The following is a 20,500-nucleotide window of genomic DNA, read 5'->3' as shown; positions in this document are numbered from 1 at the left end:
CGTATCAGCGGGACACCTTACCCACCACGCCTTCCACCAGCCAGTTCATCTGCAAAATTTGTGCATCCGACAGCGCCTGACCTGCGGCAATGCGCTCCTGCCCCTCGTTGTCGCGCACCGGCGCCTTGCCTGCGCGGAAGGGCTGCAGCTTGCCCGCGCCCACGGCCTTTTGCGCATTGAGCACCTCTTGCTGGACGGCCGCTGGCACCCGGGTACCAAAGTCGCCCACGCGGATCATGCCCTCGCGCACGCCGCCCCACAGGTTGGCACTTTTCCAGGTGCCGTTTTGCACAGCGCGCACGCGCTCGGTGTAGTAGGCGCCCCACTGGTGCGTCACGGCCACGATCTGGGCATCGGGCCCGGTCTTGCGCATGTCAGAGTGGTAGGCCACGGCCATCTTGCCGCGCTCTTGCGCAGCCGCCATCACGGCGGTGGAGCCCGTATGGAAAGCGATCACATCCACGTCCTGGTTGAACAGCGCCATGGCGGCGTCGCGCTCCTTGGGCGGGTCGAACCACACGTTGAGCCACACCACCTTGACGGTGGCCTTAGGGTTGACCGAGCGCATGCCCAGCGTGAAGGCATTGATGCCCTGCAGCACCTCTGGGATGGGAAAGCCCGCCACAAAACCGGCCACGCCGGTCTTGCTCATGCGGCCTGCGGCAATGCCTGCGAGGTAGCGGCCCTCGTAGTACCGCGCATTGGCGGTGGCGACATTGGCGGCCTGCTTGTAGCCGGTGATGGATTCGAACTTCACGTTGGGGAAATCCTGCGCCACGCGGAGCGTGGGCTCCATGTAGCCAAAGCTGGGCGTGAAGATGATCTGGTGGCCCGTGGCCGCGAGGTCGCGGATCACGCGCTCGGCATCGGCACCTTCGGCCACGTTCTCCACGAACGTGGTCTTCACCTGGCTGCCCTGCGCGGCCTCGACGTCCTTGCGCCCCGCTTCATGCTGGTGCGTCCAGCCCGCGTCGGTGACCGGCGTGACATAGACAAAGCCGGCCTTGACAGGCGGGGCTGGCTGCGCCTTGGGGGCGGTGGTGCCGGTGGCGCCGGACTGGGATAAAACGGGGGAGATGAAAACGGCGCCCGCAAGCGCACTCACACAGGCCGCACGCAGTGCGGTGGCGAGGTTTTTGTACATGGTGTTCCTCTACATGGTCCCGGAAGGCAAAAACAAAAAGACCGCCGGGACAGCGGTCTTTGCGGCGGATTTTACCGCAGCAGCCCTGGCTGGCTCGCGGCCCCGGATACGATGCCCGCTGACTGCCATTGCCAAGGAGCTGCTGCATGCCCATGTTTGTTGACACCTCGCCCCCAGGACAGTGCATTTTCTGCCGCTTGGTGGCTGGCGAAATTCCGTGCGCCAGGGTGTATGAGGACGCCCTGACGATCGCCTTCATGGACATCGGCCAGGTGAACCCCGGCCATGTGCTGGTGGCCACCCGGCGCCACGCCGCCACCTTGCTGGATATCACCGCCGAAGAGGCCGCCGCCGTCATGCAGACAGCCCAGCGCGTCGCCCATGCGGTACAGACCGTTTTCAACCCGCCCGGGCTCACGCTGCTGCAGGCCAATGGCCGCGAAGGCGACCAGACCGTGTTCCATTTCCACATGCACGTAGTGCCACGCCATGCGCACGACGGCATTGCACTGAGCTGGCCCCGCAAGGAACCCGCGGCGCATGTGCTGCAAGGCTACGCGCAGCAGCTGCGCGGCGCTCTGGCGTCTGCGCCAGAGCCAGGGCCAGGCTCCGCCCGTCAGTAGTCGTGCTCTACGTAGCGTTCAAAGGTTTCCTTGAGCTTGTGCTCCCACACGCGTTTGTCGGCGTTGCTCGCAAAGCTCGCCTCAAAGCTGTTGAAGGCCAGCTGGTAGGCATTGCGCACCGTGAGCCCGGTTGCGGCAAACACCTGCGTGAAGTTGTCGTTGATATAGCCGCCGAAGTACGCCGGGTCGTCTGAATTGACGGTGGCCGCCAGGCCCGCATCCAGCAGCTTTCCCAGGTTGTGGTCCGCCAGATTGGGGAACACACACAGCTTCTGGTTGGACAGCGGGCACACCGTGAGCGCAATGCGGTCTTGCGCCAGGCGCTGCATCAACGTCGCGTCGTGCACGGCCTGCACGCCGTGGTCGATGCGCTCGACCTTGAGCACATCGAGCGCGCTCCAGATGTAGGCGGGAGGGCCCTCCTCTCCCGCATGGGCAACCAGGTGCAGGCCCAGTTCGCGGCAGCGGGCAAACACGCGGGCAAACTTCTCAGGGGGGTGGCCCAGTTCGCTGGAATCGAGCCCCACACCCACGATCTTGTCGAGCAGCGGCATGGCCTGCTCCAGCGTTTCGAACGCCGACTCCTCACTCAGGTGGCGCAGGAAACACAAAATCAGCGTGGCGCTGATGCCCAGTTCAGCGCGAGCATCCTCGCAGGCACGGTGCAGACCGTTGATGACGGTCTCCATGGGCACGCCGCGTGCGGTATGGGTCTGCGGGTCGAAGAAGAGTTCGGCGTGCAGCACGTTGTCGCGCGCCGCGCGGCCCAGGTAGGCGCGCGCCATGTCGTAGAAGTCCTGCTCATGCAGCAGCACGCTGGCGCCCGCGTAGTAGATGTCCAGAAAGCTCTGCAGGTTGGTGAACGCATAGGCGCTGCGCAAGGCGTCCACACTGGCATAGGGCAGCGTCAGCCCGTTGCGCTGCGCCAGCGCAAAGATCAGCTCAGGCTCCAGCGAGCCCTCGATATGAATGTGCAGCTCGGCCTTGGGCATGGCACGCAGCAGGCTGGGCAGGCGCTCGGCGGAGATGGGGGGGATCTTGAACATCAGCAGACTCCAAAGGTGATGCCACTCTGGCGCAGAAAGCGGCGGTAAGCAGATGATGCCTTGTCGGCGGCGGTATGCAACTCCGCGCGCAGGTCGAGTGGCAGGCACTGTGGCATCTGCGACTCCAGCACGGGCTGGTCCTGCGTGAAGATGGTGTGCTGGAAGGCCTGCAGCTTCTCGTCCGGCGAATCAAAATCCGCCACCGCCAGCCGGAACCACACCCGGCTGCGCACGGGCGTCACCGGGCATATGAACAGGGCTATGGACTCGCGCCAGCCCTTCACCGCCGTGGTGCCCGCCTCGGGCACCTTGGTCAGCACGGCTGCATAGGGCGCCGTGACTTCGTAGGTGTATTCGACCTGGGCAGCCGCCGTTGAATGCAGGTTGGATTGCGGTTGCCAGGCCTTGCAGCCCGTGGCCAGCACGCCCGTGGGCGTGGGCTCCACGCGGTAGTCGTCGATGGCCGTCGCTTCGCGGCTGCCCAGCCAGCCTTCGTGCACAAAGCCGAAATGCGACATGTCCAGAAAATTTTCGATGATGCGCGGCGCGCTGGCCGCCACATCGTAAGGACCGCAGTTGAGCTTGCGCAGGCGGGCGTCCCCTTCCGCCGCAAACACAGGCAGCCCCTGCTCACCCGGTGCGATGCGAACCCAGACCATGCCATAAGCCTCCTGCGTCTCAAAGTGCCTAGCGCAGTGGGTGGCCGGAGGCACAAAGCTGGGCAGTGCGGGCACATGCGTGCACTGCCCGCCGGCCGCAAACTGCCAGCCATGGTAGGGGCACTCCAACTGGCCCTGGGGCGTGACGCGGCCCAGCGACAGGCGGGCGCCCCGGTGCGGGCACTGGTCGGCCAGCGCGTGCACAGCGCCTCCGCTGTCGCGCCACAACACCACGGGTTGTTCCAGCAATTGCACGGCCAGCGGTGCCTGCGCAGCCACGGCCTCTGACAGGGCTACCGGGTGCCACAACGTTGATTCCACCATCGTCCTTGCTCCTCAAAAGCCACGGACCGCAAAAGGCCCCTGCAAAACAAAAGGGCCACCCCAGGGCGGCCCTTTGTCACAGCAGCCCGCAAGAGCTGCTGATGAACGCGGTGCGAATTACTTCTTGTCGCCGCCGGGGATCTTGCCTTCCACGCCCTTGACGTAGAAGTTGATGCCGCCCAGGAACTTGTCGTCGGCCACAGCGTCCTTTTCCAGCACGGGCTTGCCGTCCTGACCCATGATGGGGCCCTTCCAGATGCTGAAGCTGCCGTCGGCCAGGCCCTTCTTCACTTCTTCCACCTTGGCCTTGGTTTCGGCAGGCACGTCTTCAGCGATGGAGACGATGTCGATCGCGCCTTCCTTCACGCCCCACCAGCTTTGGCCCGAAGCCCAGGTGCCGTCCAGCACGTCCTTGGTAGCCTTGACGTAGTACGGGCCCCAGTTGATGACAGCCGATGCCAGGTGGGCCTTGGGACCATAGGCAGTCATGTCGCTGTCCCAGCCGAAGGCGCGCTTGCCCTTCTCTTGAGCAGTCTTGAGTACGGCGGGAGAGTCAGTGTTCTGGAACAGGATGTCAGCGCCGCCGTTGATCAGGCTGGTTGCCGCTTCGGTTTCCTTGGGTGGGCTGAACCATTCGTTCACCCACACCACCTTGGTCTTGATCTTGGGGTTGACCGACTGCGCACCCAGCGTGAAGCTGTTGATGTTGCGGATCACTTCAGGAATCGGCACCGAGCCCACCACGCCCAGCGTGTTGGACTTGGTCATGGCGCCAGCGATGATGCCAGCCATGTACGCGCCTTCGTAGGTGCGGCTGTCGTAGGTGCGCAGGTTCTCGGCCGTCTTGTAGCCGGTGGCGTGCTCGAACTTCACGCCCTTGTTGTCTTCCGCCACCTTGAGCATGGACTCCATGTAGCCGAAGGTGGTGCCGAAGATCAGCTTGTTGCCCTGGCCGGCCAGATCGCGCAGCACGCGCTCGGCGTCAGCGGACTCGGGCACGCTTTCCACAAAGCTCGTCACGACCTTGTCGCCAAATTCCTTCTCGATGGCCTTGCGACCGTTGTCGTGTGCAAACGACCAACCGCCGTCGCCCACAGGGCCGACATAGGCAAACGCAATCTTCAGTGGCTCGGGCTTGGGGGCCGGTGCTTCTGCGGCAGGGGCCGGTGCAGGCGCGGGGGCCGGTGCCGGTTCTTCCTTCTTGCCACAACCCACGAGGGCGGCAGCGGCCACAGCGGAGAGCGCTGCCACCTTGAGCATGGAGCGTTTCTGCAGATCAGTCATGTCGGTTTCCTTATCGAAGAAGTAAGACTTGCAAAGGTTGGGGGACGAAACTATCAATTATGGTGCGATCTACCGCAGGGTAACCAGATTTTCGCGCGCGCAATCCCTATCACGAGCCCGGATAAAACGGTTTGCCCAACGATGCCGGCATGTTGATGCGAATCCAGGTCGGATTGCGCGAGATCAGCGCCAGCACCACGATGGTGGCCACATACGGCAGCATGCTCAGCAACTGGCTGGCCACCTGCACGCCCGTGGCCTGCAAATGGAACTGCAGCATGGTCACGCCACCAAACAGATAAGCACCAAGCAACACCCGTGCCGGGCGCCAGGTGGCAAAGGTGGTGAGTGCCAGCGCGATCCAGCCGCGCCCAGCCACCATGCCCTCGACCCACAGCGGCGTGTAGACGGTGGAGATGTAGGCCCCGGCCAGCCCGCACAGGGCACCGCCCACCACCACGGCCGCCAGCCGGATGCGCCGCACCGGGTAGCCCAATGCATGCGCCGACTCGGGCGACTCACCCACCGAGCGCAGCACGAGCCCGGCGCGCGAGCGGTACAGGAACCAGATCAACCCCGCCACCAGCACCATGGTGAGATACACCAGCGGATGCTGACGGAACAGCGCGGGGCCCAGCAGCGGCACATCGCCCAGCACCGGAATCGCGTACTTGGGCAGCTCGGGCAGTTTGGCCTGCACGTAGCTGATGCCCGCAAACGCCGAGAAGCCCACGCCGAAGAGGCTGAGCGCCAGCCCCGTGGCGTACTGGTTGGTGTTGAGCCAGATCACCAGCACGCCAAAGATGGCGGCCAGCACGGCACCGGCCGCCATGCCTGCGGCAAAGCCCAGCCAGGTGTTGCCGGTGTGGACCACCGTGGCAAACCCGGCAATGGCGGCGCAGAGCATCATGCCCTCGGCCCCCAGGTTGACGATGCCCGCCTTCTCGTTGATGAGCAGGCCCAGGGCCGCGATGGCCAGCACGGTGCCCGCACTGAGTGTGGCGCCGATGAGGAGTGCGTAGGATTCCATCAGGCCACCACCTTTCTGGTGCCCACCCACCGGATGCGATAGGCAATCAATGTGTCGCAGGCCAGCAGCGTGAACAGCAGCAGGCCCTGGAACACGCCGGTGAGCGACTTGGGCAGGCCCAGGCGCGACTGCGCCAGTTCACCGCCGATGTAGAACATGCTCATGAGGATGGCGGAAAGAATCATTCCGACGGGGTGCAGCCGCCCCACAAAGGCCACGATGATGGCCGCAAAACCGTAGCCAGCCGGCACATAGGGCGTGAGTTGACCGATGGGCCCGGCCACCTCCAGCGCACCCGCCAAACCGGCGGCACCACCCGAAATCAGCAATGCCGTCCACAGCGCGCGGCGCGACGAAAAACCCGCATAGCGCGCCGCCGCCGGTGCCAAGCCGCCCACCTGCTGGGCAAAGCCCGCACGGGTGCGGAACAGGAACACCCACAAGGCCCCAGCGCCTGCGAGCGCCAGCAGCAACCCGATGGACACGCGCGAGCCCTGCATCAGGCGCGGGATCTGCGTGACCTTCTCGAACGTCTTGGTCTGCGGAAAGTTGTAGCCCATGGGGTCCTTCCACGGGCCATAGACCAGGTAGCCCAGCACCAGCGTGGCCACATAGACCAGCATCAGGCTCACCAGGATTTCATTGGCATTGAACTTGTCGCGCAGCAGCGCCGTGAGCCCCGCCCAGACCATGCCACCCAGCACCCCGGCGAGCAGGATGGCGGGCACGATCCAGGGGCCCGTGGTCTTGTCGGCCAGCAGCGCCACGCCACCCGCCACCACGGCGCCGATGACAAACTGGCCTTCGGCACCGATGTTCCACACGTTGGAGCGGAAACACACGGCCAGCCCCAGCGCAATCAGCAACAGTGGCGTGGCCTTGACCATGAGTTCGCCAATGGCGTACTGCGTTTTGATGGGCTCCCAGAAGAACACCTGCAGCCCGCGCACCGGGTCTTTGCCCAGCGCAATGAACAAGGCCACACCGATCAGCACGGTAAAGGCCAGCGCCAGCAGCGGCGAGCCATAGGTCCAGAGCTTGGAAGCCTGGGGGCGTGGTTCCAGCTTAAGCATGCTGCACCTCCCCTGCCTTGGCCTGTTGAGCGAGGTGCGCTTGCACATCGGCATGCCACAGCCCGCTCATCCATTCGCCAATGCGTTCCACCGTGGCCTCGGCGCGGGGCACCGAGGGCGACAGATGCCCCTTGGCCACCACATGCAGCCGGTCGCAGATTTCAAACAATTCGTCCAGCTCCTCACTCACCACCAGCACCGCACAGCCCGCATCGCGCAGCGCCAGGATGGAGCCGCGAATCTGCGCCGCCGCCCCCACGTCCACACCCCAGGTGGGTTGGGAGACGATGAGCAGCTTCGGGTTGGCGTCGATCTCGCGCCCCACGATGAACTTTTGCAGGTTGCCGCCCGACAGCGACTTGGCCGCCGCGTTGGGGCCGCCCGCCTTCACATTGAAACGGGCAATGATGTCCGCCGCATGCTTTTGCAGCGCACCCACCTTGATCCAGCCACTGCCGCTGACCGAATTGGTGCGGGTGAGCAGCAGGTTGTGCGCCAGCCCCATGGTGGGCACAGCACCCCGGCCCAGGCGCTCTTCAGGCACAAAGTGCAGGCCCAAAGCACGGCGCTGGCCCGGGCCCATGCGGCCCGCGTTCTGGCCCGTCACCTGGATGCTGGCCGGCTCGGCGCGCTGGTCTTCGCCCGACAGCGCATAGAGCAGCTCTTTTTGCCCGTTGCCCGACACCCCGGCAATGCCCACCACCTCGCCCGCCTTGACCTCGAACTGCAGGTCGATCAAATCCACCCCGAACTGGTCGGCGCGCGGCAGCGACAGGCCCTGCACGCGCAGCACCGTGGCGCCAGTCTGCACGGCACGGTGTTCCAGCGCCGGCGGCTCGGCGCCGATCATCAGCCGCGACAGCGATGCATTGGATTCCTCGGCCGGGTTGCACACGCCCGTGACCTTGCCGCCCCGCAGCACGGTGCAGGCAGTGCATAGCGCGCGAATTTCGTGCAGCTTGTGGCTGATGTAGAGAATGCTGCAGCCCTCGCTGGCGAGCTTGCGCAGCACCACAAAGAGCTTTTCGACCGCCTGGGGCGTGAGCACCGAGGTGGGCTCGTCCAGTATCAGCACCTTGGGGTTGGTGAGCAGGGCGCGGATGATTTCCACCCGCTGCATCTCGCCCACGCTCAGCGTGTGCACGGGGCGCAGGGGGTCAATGTCGAGGCCGTATTCAGCGGCCTTGGCGGTGATGCGGCCGGTCACTTCGGCCAGCGTCAGGCTCTTGTCCAGGCCCAGCCACACGTTCTCGGCCACGGTTAGGGTGTCGAACAGGCTGAAGTGCTGGAACACCATGGCAATGCCCAGGGCCCGCGCTTCTTGCGGATTCCGCACCTGCACGGCCTGGCCGTTGAAGAACACGCTGCCTTCGTCGGGCTTGACCGAGCCGTAGATGATTTTCATCAGCGTGGACTTGCCCGCGCCGTTTTCGCCCAGCACGGCGTGGATTTCACCCGGCAGCACCGTGAGCGACACGCCGCTGTTGGCCACCACGGCCGGGTAGCGCTTGGTGATGCCCACCAGCTGCAGCCGTGGCGGCGCCGCACCAGGCGCTGAAGGATTGGGGGGAGAACTCATGCGGGGATTGTCTCTCAGTTTTACAACTTGTTATAAGAATGAAAATACCTCATGGCGCTTGTTCAGCATGCCCAAGCAGCTATTCTTTTCGTAGCGAAGCAGCCACGGTTTTCACGCAATCTCGCAGCCAGGCCGCGGCGGCCGAGTGGTGCGTGCGGGCATGCCACAGCTGGTAGTACATGAGCCGGGGAAACGGCACCGGGCACGGCAGGATGGCCAGCGGCAGCTGCTCCACATACCGCTCGCAGTACTGGCGGCCCGTGGTCAGCACAAGCAAGCTCGATGCCACGATGCTGGGGATGAGGCTGAAATGCGCGCAGCGCGCCGTGATGTGGCGCTGCATGCCCAGGCTGTCCAGGTGGGCGTCGATCACGCCCCGCGCGCCAGGGTGGGTGGGCGTGGGCGCGATGTGCTCGGCGGCCAGCCAGCTCTCCACATCCCAGCCGCGCCGCACGGCGGGGTGGTCCTTGCCGACCAGGCACACCACCTCGTCGCCAAACAGGCGGCCCATGTGCAGATCGTCGGGCGGCTGGGGCCAGTTGCCGATCACCACGTCCACATCGCCCTGGGCCAGGTGCGCGTGGTAGTGCGTGTCGGCCGACAGGGGCAGGATCTCGATGGGGCACAAAGGGGCCTCGACCTTGATGCGGGCCACGAGCTGGGGCAGGAACAGCGGGTCGAGGTAGTCGCTAGCCGCCACGCGGAAGGTGCGGGTGGCCGTGCGCGGGTCAAACCCGCGCGCATCCGAAAACAGTGCCTCGGCCGCACGCAGAATGGCCCCGGCGGGCTCCACCATGCGCAGCGCGGCGTCGGTGGGCATCATGCTGGCACCGGAGCGCACCAGCAGCGGGTCGCCCGACAGGTCGCGCAGCCTTTTGAGCGCAGCCGACACCGCCGGCTGGTGCATGCCCAGGCGGACGGCGGCCCTCGATACGCTGCGTTCTGTGAGCACGGTGTGCAAGACCCTTATGAGATGGAGGTCTATCTTGTCGAAAAGGGCGTGGTCTCTCATAGCGGTGTGGGCATGGGTGCCATAAGCTTGCGCATATGCCGGTAACGGTACTGCGTTCTACCCTCTGCTGAACCTTTCCATCCAAGATCGAAGTGGCGTTTGTCATGACAACAAGACCCTTGCAATTCCTGCGCCGAGGCCAGCCCGTGGCGCTGGGCAATGTACCACCCGACCGCACCCTGCTGGAGGTGCTGCGCGAAGACCTGGGCTGCACCGGCACCAAGGAGGGCTGCGGCGAAGGCGACTGCGGCGCCTGCACCGTGGTGCTGGGCGAAGAACGCGATGGCCAGCTGCACTACAGCGCCGTGAACAGCTGCATCCGCCTGGCCCATTCGGTGGATGGCATGGCACTGTGGACGGTGGAAGACCTGGCGGAAGATCCGCTGATCCAGCCCGTGGGCGACACAGCGCCCGCTGCACAGCAAACCATCACGCTCCATCCCGCACAGGAGGCTATGGTCCAGTGCCACGGCTCGCAGTGCGGCTTCTGCACCCCAGGCTTTGTGATGAGCCTGTTCGGCATGTACCAGAACCACGTCTGCCACGGCCAACCCATCACCCGCGAACTGGCGCAAGAAGAACTCTCGGGCAACCTGTGCCGCTGCACCGGCTACCGCCCCATCCTCGATGCCGCCCAGCAGATGGCGTCGCTGCCCGGCATGGCGGTCAATGAATCCGAAGTGCTACAAAAATTGAAGCTGCTGAGGCATGATGCACTAGCGCATGCAGCCGATTCGGCCTATATCGCGCCCTCCACCCTCCCAGAGCTGCTTGCAGCCCGCGCCGCCCACCCTGGCGCCCAGGTGGTGGCGGGCTGTACCGACGTGGGGCTGTGGGTGACCAAGCAGCACAAGCAGTACGCCCAGGTGCTGGACGTGACCCGCGCGGCCGAGCTGCGGCAGGTGGTGCAACACCCTGACGCCATCCACATCGGCGCGGCGGTCACGCTGACCGACGCGTTTGCGGCCCTCACTGCGCAGTGGCCGCAGCTGCACCGCTTTGCCACGCGGTTTGCGGGGCTGCCGGTGCGCAACTCGGGCACGCTGGGCGGCAACGTGGCCAACGGCTCGCCCATTGGCGATTCCATGCCCCTCTTGATCGCGCTGCGCGCCCAGGTGGTGCTGGCCAGCCAGGCCCGGGGCGAGCGCCAGCTGCCGCTGGAAGACCTGTACACCGGCTACCGGCAGAACGTGATGGCGCCGGACGAGCTGCTGGTGCGCATCGTGGTGCCCCGCCCCTCGGCGCACGAACAGCTTCGGGCCTATAAGATTTCGAAGCGCTTTGACGACGACATCTCCGCCGTCTGCCTGGTGCTCAACCTCGACATCGCGGACGGCACCGTGCAGCGCGCCAGCATTGGCGCAGGTGGCGTGGCCGCCACACCGGCCCGTGCGCGGCAGACCGAAGCCGCGCTGACCGGCCAGCCCTGGACCGAGGCCACCGCGCAGCGCGCCGCTGCGGTGCTGCAGGCCGAGTTCAGCCCCATCTCGGACATGCGTGCCAGCGGCGCCTACCGTCGCCAGGTGCTGGGCAGCCTGCTGCAGCGCTACTGGCTGGAGACCCAGGGCCAGCCCTCGGTCAGCCTGGACACTTTGACGCTGGAGGCCGCCGTATGAACGCCCCCCACACCATCGCCGAAACCGCCCTGCCCGCGCCCACCCGCGCCGCCATGGGCCAGTCGCACATCCACGAAAGCGCCCGCGCCCAGGTGGCGGGCGCCGCGCACTACATCGACGACCTGCCCGAGGTGAAGGGCACGCTGTATGCCGCGCCCATCCTATCGACCGTGGCGCACGGCACCCTGAACGGGGTGGACGCTACCGCCGCACTGGCCCTGCCTGGCGTGCGTGGCGTGGTGCTGGCGGGGGATGTGCCCGGCGACAAGATCCTGGCCGCGTTCGGGCATGACGAGCCTGTGTTTGCGCTGGACAGCGTGCAGTTTGTCGGCCAGGTGATCGGCCTCGTGGTGGCCGACTCGGTCATGCAGGCGCGCCGCGCGGTGCGCGCCGTGAAGCTCGACATCACCCCCCTGCCCGCCGTGCTGACGGTGCAGGACGCGCTCAAAGCGCAAAGCTATGTGCTGCCGCCGGTGTTTGTGCGCCGGGGCGATGCGGCAGCGGGCCTCGCGCAATCGGCGCACCGCATGCAGGGAGCGTTTGAAGTCGGCGGCCAGGAACATTTCTACCTGGAAGGCCAGATCGCCTATGCCATGCCGCTGGAGCAAAAGCAGTGGTGGATCTACTCCAGCACCCAGCACCCCGGCGAGGTGCAGCACTGGGTGGCGCACGCGCTGGGCATCGACAACCACGCGGTCAAGGTGGAATGCCGCCGCATGGGCGGTGGCTTTGGCGGCAAGGAGACGCAGGCCGGCCACCTGGCCGTGTGGGCCGCCGTGGCTGCCCACAAGCTGGGCCGCCCCATCAAGCTGCGGCTGGACCGTGACGAAGACTTCATGGTCACCGGCAAGCGCCACCCGTTTGCGTACGAGTACGACGTAGGCTTTGACAACACCGGCCGCATCACGGGCCTGAAGCTGCAGATGGCCGCCAACTGCGGCTTCAGCGCCGACCTGTCGGGCCCTGTGGCCGACCGCGCCGTGTTCCATGCCGACAACGCGTATTACCTGAGCGATGTTGAGATCGCGTCTTACCGCTGCAAGACCAACACCCAGAGCCACACCGCCTTCCGCGGCTTTGGCGGCCCGCAGGGCGTGATCGTGATCGAGGCCATCCTGGGCGACATTGCCCGCGCGCTGGGCCGCGATGCGCAGGACGTGCGCCTGGCCAACCTGTATGGCAAGGACGCGAGCAGCGGCCGCCACGTGACGCACTACCAGATGGCGGTGGAAGACAACATCCTGCACGAGCTGCTGCCCACGCTGGAGCAGACCTCGCTCTACCGCCAGCGCCAGGCCGAGATTGCGGACTGGAACGCGCGCAATGCGGTCATCAAGCGCGGCCTGGCCATCACGCCCGTCAAGTTCGGCATCAGCTTCACCGCCACGCTGTTCAACCAGGCGGGCGCGCTGGTGCACGTGTACACCGACGGCAGCGTGCAGGTGAACCACGGCGGCACCGAAATGGGCCAGGGCCTGCACACCAAGGTGGCGCAGATCGTGGCCGACGAGCTGGGCGTGCCGCTGCACCGCGTGCTGGTGACCGCCAGCGACACCAGCAAGGTGCCCAACGCCAGCGCCACCGCCGCCAGCAGCGGCACCGACCTGAACGGCCGCGCCGCCCAGTACGCCGCGCGCAACGTGCGCGACAACCTGGCCTCGTTTGTGTGCGGCTTAGACGGCTGCGGCGCAGGCGCGATCCGGTTTGCGGGCGGCCAGGTGATATCGCCCAAGACGGTGCGCAGTTTTGAAGAGGTGGTGCAGGCCGCGTACGCCAACCGCATCCAGCTGTGGAGCGACGGCTTTTACCGCACGCCCAAGATCCACTACGACAAGACGACCCTCACGGGCCGGCCGTTCTACTACTTTGCCTACGGCGCCGCCTGCACCGAGGTGGCCATCGACACCCTGACCGGCGAGAGCCGCGTGCTGAAGGTGGACATCCTGCACGACGTGGGCCACAGCATCAACCCGGCCATCGATGTGGGCCAGATCGAGGGCGGCTTCGTGCAGGGCATGGGCTGGCTGACGACCGAGCAGCTGGTGTGGAACGACAAGGGGTACCTCGCCACCCACGCGCCGAGCACGTACAAGATCCCGGCCACGGGCGATATTCCGGAGCACTTCAACGTCCACCTGTGGCCCGAGGCGAATCGGGAGGACAACGTGGGTGGTAGCAAGGCGGTGGGAGAGCCGCCGTTCATGCTGGCGATCAGTGTGTATGAGGCGCTGCGCAATGCGGTGGCGGCGGGGCGTAGCGGGGTGGATGCGGCGGCGCCAGTGGTGCTGACAGCGCCGGCGACTGCGGAGAATGTGCTCAGGGCGTTGGGGCGGGTGGGAGAGTGATGTTTTTGGCTTCTGGTGCTAGTGTGATATGGGCTGGTAGCTATTGATGTTGTAGTGTTTGGTTGTGTGCGCTGACTGAGTCGCATGCCTTTGTTAAGGGCGGAGGCCGGGAGTCGCCCGGCAGGCGAGTCCCTTTCTTTCGCGTCGCCGAAAGAAAGGAACCAAAGAAAGGGCGACCCCACTGTCTGCGTCCCCTGCGCTGACGCTACGGGGCAACCTGCGGTGCTCGGGTTTGGCGGGGTCTCGCTCAACTCGCGCCGCTGCGCGTCGCTCAGACACACGCGAGCCCTGATCCGCCAAACCCTGCGCTCCTCGGCGCATCCAGAGGGGCACGGGGGGCAGAACATCCACACGGGCCATCGCTGCGCTCGGCCCCACATCGCGGGCGCAAGCGCCACGCGCCGCGCAGGCGCGGCCGAGCGCAGCAATGGCCCGAATGGATGTCCGGCTGTTCGGTTGTTTGGATGTTCGGCTGTCCCACCCCTGCTGGCTGCGCCTGCGGCGGGGCGGTTGCGGGGTGGCACGCGCGTCGGAGCGCGCGTGCTTCGTGCTCTGACTCGCCGTGGCTGTCTGAGCGGCGCGCGCAGCGCAAAGCGAGTTCCACGGCGCACCCCGCAACCGACACGACGCAGGTTTGCCCCGTAGCGAAGCGCAGGGGTCGCAGACTGGGGGTCGCCTTTTCTTTGGTGACTTTCTTTTGGCGAAGCAAAAGAAAGTCACTCGCACGCCGGGCGACTCCCGGCCTCCGCCCTCAACAAAGGCATGCGGCCCAATCAGCAACCACAAGAAAACGCTACAAAATCAATAGCTGCCAGCGCATATCCCACTGGCGCATCCAGCCCAAAAGCCCTCAAACAGGCCCCAAAGCCATCCGCCCCGAAGAAGTCACCGACGCATCCCTCGCATGCCGCGTCTCCACCCGATTGCGCCCCGCCCGCTTCGCGTCATAACAAGCCATGTCCGCCGCGTACAGCACCGACGGCACATCCTGCAAGCTGGCATCGAGCACCACCAGCCCGATGCTCACCCCCAGCGTAAAACTGCGCCCCTGGTACGACGGCTCCCACGCACGCACCGCTGCACGCAACTGCTCGGCCACGGCCTGGCCGCGTGCCAGAGCGCAACCAGGCAACACCACCGCAAACTCGTCCCCCCCCAGGCGCGCCGCCCAGCCGATCTGACGCACATGGGACGCCAGCAGCCGGGCCACGTGGCGCAGCACATCGTCGCCCGCGTCATGGCCCGCAATGTCGTTGACCACGGTGAAATGGTCCAGGTCGAGGAACAGCACCACGCCATCGCCCTGGGTCTCACCGCCCTCCTCATCGGCGGCGGGTGCCACAGGGCGCTGACGGGCAGAGCGCTCCGCCATCAGCTGACCCAGGCGCTCGTCAAACGCGGCGCGGTTGTACAGCTGCGTCAGCGCATCGTGCGCGCGGCCCCAGGACTGCTGCACCTGGGCCTCGCGCGCGGCGGTGATGTCTTCCAGAATCCACACGGTGCCACCGTGCACCTCCTCGGGGCGCACGCCCTGGCCCTGCACGCGGGCCCACACGGGGGTGCCGTCCTTGCGCAAAAAGCAGACATCGCCGTCGAACGCGCCATGCGCCGCCACCTCGGCGCGCACACGATCGCCCACCTGGGCATAGTCGGCGTCGCTCGCGTACAGGATGCGCGCGGGGCGGCCCTGCAGCTCCTGCGCGCTGTAGCCCAGCATCACGCAGGCCTGGTGGCTCACCACCTCCAGCATGCCGTGGCGGGTGATGACGATGCCCACCGGGGCGCTGTCCAGCACGGCCTGGAACTGGCCGACCACCGTGTCCTTGCGCGACTGCTGCAGGCTGCCCTGCTGCACCAGGCCCTGGAACACCCGCACCAGTTCGCCCACCTCGCCGCCCGCACGGGGCCAATGCACATCTTGCGCAGGCTGCTGGCGCGCGCTGGTCCTGAGCAACTGGCGCGCCTTGAAGGTCAGCTGCGCCAGCGGCTGGGCCATCCAGCCCATCAGCGCCACCGCCAGCAGCATGCACAGCACCATGCTGGCCACCGCCAGCCACCAGGCTTCGCGCTGGGCGCCGCGCAGCGGTGCCAGCAGCGCCTGCGACTGGCTCACGCGCGCCACGATCCACTGCGGCAGCGGCATGCCCGCCATGCTCACGATGTGGTCGGACTGCACATGGGTCATGCCCCGCCCCACCACCGGCTGGGCCTGGCTTTGCCAGCGCGTGTACACCGGGGCCAGGCCCACTTCATCACGCACCTGGCCCAGCACGCGGGTGGGGTCGGAGTGCGACAGGATGGTGCCGTCGCGGGTGAAGACGATGAGCTGCGAGTCATCGCGGGCGGGCAGCGTCATCGACGGTGGCAGCAGGCTTTGGGATTGCAGGCGCAACGCCCCCGCCACCACCCCCATCACGGTGCCGTCGTCACGGTGCAGCGGCATGGTGAACATGACGCGCGCCTCGCCCCGGCGCCCGGCGATCAGCTCGGACACCAGAGGTTTGCCATCGACCAGGGTGCGGCGCAAGGCGTCGCGCTCGGCAGGGTCCAGGTCCGCCGCCTTTTCGATCTGGCCGGCGCGTAAATTGAGGCGCAGTTCGCCGTTGTCGCGGGCGACCTGCATGGTGTCGAAAAACTGCACCGCAGGCAGCCCCTGCTGCAGCAGCCATTCCAGCGACGAGGGCGACTCCAGCACGGCCGGCGTGATGCCAGCAGCCACCGTGCGCAGCACCTTCTGGCTTTGTTCGATCTTGCTGGCCAGCAAACGGGCCACCACCTCGACCTCGTCGGTCTGCTGGCTCACCACCCGGCGCATGGCCTCTTGTCCGGAGGCCCGTGTGACCAGCCAGGCGGCCACCGCCCCCGACAGCGCCACCGCCAGCGCGGCCACCAGCATCAGCCGCAGCACCAGGGCGCCGGGCACCAGCCAGCCCGGCGCAGGGTCCGGGGCAGCCTGGGGGCCGGGCGGCGGCGTCATGGACGCTTCCCCCCTGCGGGCTGATGGGCACGCTCAAAGGTCGGCATGGGGACGGGTCGCAGCAGACATGTCCCAACAAATATACGCAGGGCCTGTGCCCCGGGGCTTGGGTGGAACCCTTGGGTAAAGCCAAGGAAAAACCCTGAGCCCGCCGGGGTGCGGAGGGTATGAAAAAGGGGTGCGGCAAGGGCCGTGCAGCGCGGTGCACGCGCACATCGCCGCGCAGAAGAGCCGCCTCCGGGCCGATCGCCTCAGAGGTGTCGGTTTGTCAGCAAATGCAACGGAGCACCAGCCCGTGACAGCGCTCAGGAGCAAGCAGCCGGTTGGCCGCTGCTGAGCCTCAAGAATGCGGGGTCAGCAGCCCGCCATCGACTGCAAGGCCCGGGGCTGGGGCAGTGCCAGCACATTGCCGGTGCCGTGGATCAGGCCCAGCTCGCGCAGGTGGCGCAGCACACGCGAGAAGGTTTCGGGCGCAATGCCCAGCTGGGCGGCGATCAGGCGTTTGCGCTGGTGCAGGGTGACCTGCATGGCGCCGCTGTGGTCGGGCTGGGCGTGGTTCAGCAGCCACTGTGCGCAGCGCGATTCGGCATCCTGCGCGAGGCGGCTCACCGCCAGTTCAGACTGTTGCCGGTAGCCCTGGGCCATGTCCAGCAGCAGGCCGCGAGCGCCCGCCGGCATGGCGGCCAGACTGCGCTGGAACGCCTCGATGGGCACGCGCCGCAAATGCACGCGGGTGTCGGCCACCATGTCCACCGGTAAGGGCAGGCCGAGCAAGGCCGATGCAGCGTCGAGCCAGAACGGCCCCTCGACCGCACCGAGCTGGTGGCGCAGGAAACCGTCGTCCAGCACACCGCGCAGCACACGGCCGCTTTCGAGGTGCAACACCGTCGTCAGCACCTCATTGCGCCTGCGCAGCACTTCGCCGGGAGCGATGACCTCGGTGTCAGCGGGCAGAGAAAAAAGGTTAGGTGGCAGCATGGAAGCCACTGTGCCGTGCGGCTGCGCCTGCGGCATTGAGCCACATCAAAACCGCACCATGTCGCCCGCCCCGCGCGCCCCAGGTTTGCGCCAAAACACACGAAAACTGCGCCAGCAACGTGCATGGATGCGCGCTGAGAGCGCCCGACAGGGATGTAAACAGGTGTTGCACCAGGGCATGGAACTTGCGAAGCCCTACCGGCGGGCCCCGCCCTGCACCACGATGCAACAGGGGCCGCGTCTCCTTTGCCCCGCCGGCCCTCCGGCGCTTTTTTCCCCAGGAATCACTCCATGAAGAAAAACCTGATTGCACTGTCTCTATCGCTTGGTGGCGCCCTGCTGTGTGCCACCGGGGCCCAGGCCCAAAGCTCCGTCCAGCTGATGGGCCTGACCGATGTGTTTGTGGGCTCCATGAAAAACGCCGGTGACGCCGGCAGCAGCAAGGTGGTCAACAGCGGCGGCATGACCACGTCGTGGTTCGGCGTCAAGGGCACCGAAGACCTGGGCGGCGGGCTCCGGGCCAACTTTGCACTCACCTCGTTCATCAAGGTGGACAGCGGCATCCAGGGCCGCTTTGCCAACGACACCTTCTTCTCGCGCGATGCCAACGTGGGCCTGAGCGACAGCTGGGGCACCGTGACCGTGGGGCGCGGCCTGGCGCCCAACTTCCTGCCGTCCATCCTGTCGAACCCGCTGGGCGACTCGTTCACCTTTGCACCGCTGATCCTGCACATGAACGTGCCCCTGTTCAACGGCACGGGCTGGGGTTCCACCACGCCGTCCGACACCGGCTGGTCCAACGAAATCATCTACAGCACGCCCAACCTGGGCGGCCTGACCGCCAACCTGCACTACCAGTTTGGCGAGGTCGCGGGCGACAGCAGCAAGAAGAACGTGGGCATCAACGCGCTGTACTTCAACGGCCCCATCACCCTCACCGGCTTTTACGAGCGTGACCAGATGAGCAACCCCGCCGTGCCCAGCACCTACCTGGGCACCACCAAGACCGACTGGATGCTGGGCGGCGCGTACGACTTTGCCGTGGTGAAGGCCTTTGCCAGCTACGGCCAGGCCAAGGCTGACAACACCACCAACAAGGCCAAGACGACACAGCTGGGCGTGTCGGTGCCCGCAGGCGCCACCGGCAAGGTGCTGGCATCGTGGGCGCAGACCAAGATGACGGCCACCGACATCTCGCGCAAGACCTTCACCGTGGGGTATGACTACTTCCTGTCCAAGCGCACCGACGTGTACGTGATGGCCATGAACGACCGCATCACCAACCAGACCAAGGGCAACAGCTTCGGCGTGGGCATCCGCCACCGGTTCTGACGGCTGCACGCAGCGCCTGGGCTATTTTCAAGCCCCAGCAGCCCCAGGCGCTAGTGCAATATGCCTGAGCAGCTACAAAATAAGTAGCACCCGGAAATCGTTCACGTTGGTGTGCGTGGGGCCGGTGACCAGCAGGTCGTCCAGCCCCGCAAAAAATCCCCAGGCGTCGTTGCGCGCCAGGTGGTCGTCGATGCGCAGGCCCGCTGCGCCTGCACGCACCAGCGTGTCGGGGCACACAAAGGCCCCCGCGTTGTCTTCGCTGCCGTCGATGCCGTCGGTGTCGGCCGCCAGCGCCCACACGGCGGGCTCGCCCTGCAGCGCCTGCGCCAGGCCCAGGCAAAACTCGCCCGCACGCCCGCCCCGCCCCCGGGGCACACCGGGCGCACGCGGACGCACGGTAACGGTGGTCTCGCCCCCCGACAGAATCACACACGGCGCCGCAAACGGCTGGCCACGCCGCGCCACCGCGCGGGCCAGTGCCGCATGCACCTTGCCCACCTCGCGCGACTCGCCCTCCATCTCGTCGGACAGCACATGCGCAGGCAGCCCCGCCGAACGGGCCAGCGTGGCGGCAGCCTCCAGCGCCTGCTGGGGCGTGGCAATCATGTGCACCGCATGGCCGGCAAAACGCGCGTCGCCGGGTTTGGGCGTCTCCAGGCGGCCTGCCTCCAGCGCGGTGCGGATGGCCGGGGGCACATCGATGCCATAGCGCGCCAGAATGGCCAGCGCATCGGCGCAGGTGGTCGCGTCCGGCACGGTGGGGCCGCTGGCGATCACCGACGGGTCGTCGCCCGGCACGTCGCTAATCGTGAGCGTGACCACGCGCGCCGGCGCACAGGCCGCCGCCAGGCGCCCGCCCTTGATGCGCGAGAGGTGCTTGCGCACGCAGTTCATCTCGCCAATGTGGGCGCCGCTGTCGAGCAGGGCGCGGTTGATGCGCTGCTTGTCTTCCAGCGTCACCCCGTCGCAGGGCAGGGTCAGCAGGGATGAACCCCCGCCCGATATCAGGCACAGCACCAGGTCGTGCTCCGTGAGCCCCTGGGTCAGGTCCAAAATGCGCTGCGCCGCCGCCAGCCCCGCCGCATCGGGCACGGGGTGCGCGGCCTCCACCACCTCGATGCGCTGGGGCACGCCCACAGGCCGGGGAGGCACATGCCCGTAGCGGGTGACCACCAAGCCCGACAGGGGCGCGTCCTGCGGCCAGAGGGCCTCCAGCGCCTGCGCCATGGCGCCGCCCGCCTTGCCCGCGCCCAGCACCAGGGTGCGGCCCCCGCTCTCGCGGCTGGGCGGCTGGGGCAGCCACTGGCGCATTCCGTTCAAAGGCTGCGCGCTGTGCACGGCGGCATCAAACAAGGCTTTCAGAAGGGCGCGGGGGTGGGTACGGTAGTCCGGCAGGGAGGGGCTGGCTGGCTGGGTTTCTGGGTGCATGCCGCGCATTGTGCAGCGGTAGTACCAGTCACGTTGCTGTAACCAGCCTG

The 20,500-nt window shown here is 66.7% G+C and carries 16 protein-coding genes; 5 read left to right on the top strand and 11 right to left on the bottom strand.

Annotated elements, in window-relative coordinates; translation table 11 throughout:
• Positions 1–4 precede the first annotated feature (4 nt).
• Positions 5–1,144: a BMP family ABC transporter substrate-binding protein gene (locus C380_RS05450; RefSeq protein WP_015012889.1), complete on the bottom strand. Its 1,140-nt coding sequence runs from the start codon at positions 1,142–1,144 to the stop codon at positions 5–7.
• On the opposite strand from C380_RS05450, the gene C380_RS25235 reads away from it, so the two are divergent.
• On the top strand, positions 1,143–1,307 hold the full coding sequence (locus C380_RS25235) for a hypothetical protein (protein ID WP_168162347.1): 165 nt from the start codon (positions 1,143–1,145) through the stop codon (positions 1,305–1,307). The two genes, C380_RS05450 and C380_RS25235, sit on opposite strands and share 2 nt — an antisense overlap.
• A complete protein-coding gene (locus C380_RS05445; RefSeq protein WP_015012888.1) occupies positions 1,291–1,767 on the top strand; it encodes an HIT family protein in 477 nt (158 codons plus the stop codon). Before C380_RS25235 ends, C380_RS05445 begins: the two co-directional genes overlap by 17 nt.
• Here C380_RS05445 and C380_RS05440 read toward each other — a convergent pair.
• The 7 genes from C380_RS05440 to C380_RS05410 form a co-directional block, all read right to left on the bottom strand.
• A complete protein-coding gene (locus C380_RS05440; protein WP_015012887.1) occupies positions 1,761–2,813 on the bottom strand; it encodes an adenosine deaminase in 1,053 nt (350 codons plus the stop codon). The two genes, C380_RS05445 and C380_RS05440, sit on opposite strands and share 7 nt — an antisense overlap.
• On the bottom strand, positions 2,813–3,796 hold the full coding sequence (locus C380_RS05435; RefSeq protein ID WP_015012886.1) for an aromatic ring-hydroxylating dioxygenase subunit alpha: 984 nt from the start codon (positions 3,794–3,796) through the stop codon (positions 2,813–2,815). The genes C380_RS05440 and C380_RS05435 overlap by 1 nt, the downstream gene beginning before the upstream one ends.
• A gap of 117 nt (positions 3,797–3,913) precedes the next feature.
• A complete protein-coding gene (locus tag C380_RS05430) occupies positions 3,914–5,080 on the bottom strand; it encodes a BMP family ABC transporter substrate-binding protein (RefSeq protein WP_015012885.1) in 1,167 nt (388 codons plus the stop codon).
• 109 nt (positions 5,081–5,189) lie between these two features.
• Positions 5,190–6,110 (bottom strand): ABC transporter permease, encoded by a 921-nt coding sequence (locus tag C380_RS05425; RefSeq protein ID WP_015012884.1) that lies wholly within the window; start codon positions 6,108–6,110, stop codon positions 5,190–5,192.
• A complete protein-coding gene (locus tag C380_RS05420; protein WP_015012883.1) occupies positions 6,110–7,183 on the bottom strand; it encodes an ABC transporter permease in 1,074 nt (357 codons plus the stop codon). The genes C380_RS05425 and C380_RS05420 overlap by 1 nt, the downstream gene beginning before the upstream one ends.
• Positions 7,176–8,762 carry an ABC transporter ATP-binding protein gene (locus C380_RS05415; protein ID WP_015012882.1) on the bottom strand — a complete coding sequence of 529 codons (1,587 nt, stop codon included), beginning with the start codon at positions 8,760–8,762 and terminating at the stop codon, positions 7,176–7,178. The genes C380_RS05420 and C380_RS05415 overlap by 8 nt, the downstream gene beginning before the upstream one ends.
• A 79-nt stretch (positions 8,763–8,841) precedes the next feature.
• Positions 8,842–9,774, bottom strand: a complete 933-nt coding sequence (locus C380_RS05410; RefSeq protein ID WP_083871581.1) for a LysR family transcriptional regulator — start codon at positions 9,772–9,774, stop codon at positions 8,842–8,844.
• A gap of 104 nt (positions 9,775–9,878) precedes the next feature.
• Here C380_RS05410 and xdhA point away from each other — a divergent pair, with 104 nt between their 5' ends.
• Positions 9,879–11,390, top strand: a complete 1,512-nt coding sequence (xdhA, locus tag C380_RS05405) for a xanthine dehydrogenase small subunit (RefSeq protein WP_043565162.1) — start codon at positions 9,879–9,881, stop codon at positions 11,388–11,390.
• Positions 11,387–13,735 (top strand): xanthine dehydrogenase molybdopterin binding subunit, encoded by a 2,349-nt coding sequence (gene xdhB, locus C380_RS05400; RefSeq protein ID WP_015012879.1) that lies wholly within the window; start codon positions 11,387–11,389, stop codon positions 13,733–13,735. Before xdhA ends, xdhB begins: the two co-directional genes overlap by 4 nt.
• 850 nt (positions 13,736–14,585) lie before the next feature.
• Here xdhB and C380_RS05395 read toward each other — a convergent pair.
• Positions 14,586–16,712 carry a diguanylate cyclase domain-containing protein gene (locus C380_RS05395; protein WP_015012878.1) on the bottom strand — a complete coding sequence of 709 codons (2,127 nt, stop codon included), beginning with the start codon at positions 16,710–16,712 and terminating at the stop codon, positions 14,586–14,588.
• 354 nt (positions 16,713–17,066) lie between these two features.
• Positions 17,067–17,690: a Crp/Fnr family transcriptional regulator gene (locus C380_RS05390; protein ID WP_043566095.1), complete on the bottom strand. Its 624-nt coding sequence runs from the start codon at positions 17,688–17,690 to the stop codon at positions 17,067–17,069.
• 291 nt (positions 17,691–17,981) lie between these two features.
• On the opposite strand from C380_RS05390, the gene C380_RS05385 reads away from it, so the two are divergent.
• The gene (locus tag C380_RS05385; protein WP_015012876.1) at positions 17,982–19,022 is read left to right on the top strand and encodes a porin; all 1,041 of its coding nucleotides are present in this window, start codon (positions 17,982–17,984) and stop codon (positions 19,020–19,022) included.
• Between the two features lie 72 nt (positions 19,023–19,094).
• Here the strand turns inward: C380_RS05385 and C380_RS05380 are convergent, their stop codons facing one another.
• Positions 19,095–20,450, bottom strand: a complete 1,356-nt coding sequence (locus tag C380_RS05380) for a glycerate kinase (protein WP_015012875.1) — start codon at positions 20,448–20,450, stop codon at positions 19,095–19,097.
• Positions 20,451–20,500: the final 50 nt, after the last annotated feature.

It is taken from the genome of Acidovorax sp. KKS102 (assembly GCF_000302535.1).
Lineage (GTDB): Bacteria > Pseudomonadota > Gammaproteobacteria > Burkholderiales > Burkholderiaceae_C > Acidovorax.
This window is presented reverse-complemented; position numbering and strand designations above follow the sequence as displayed.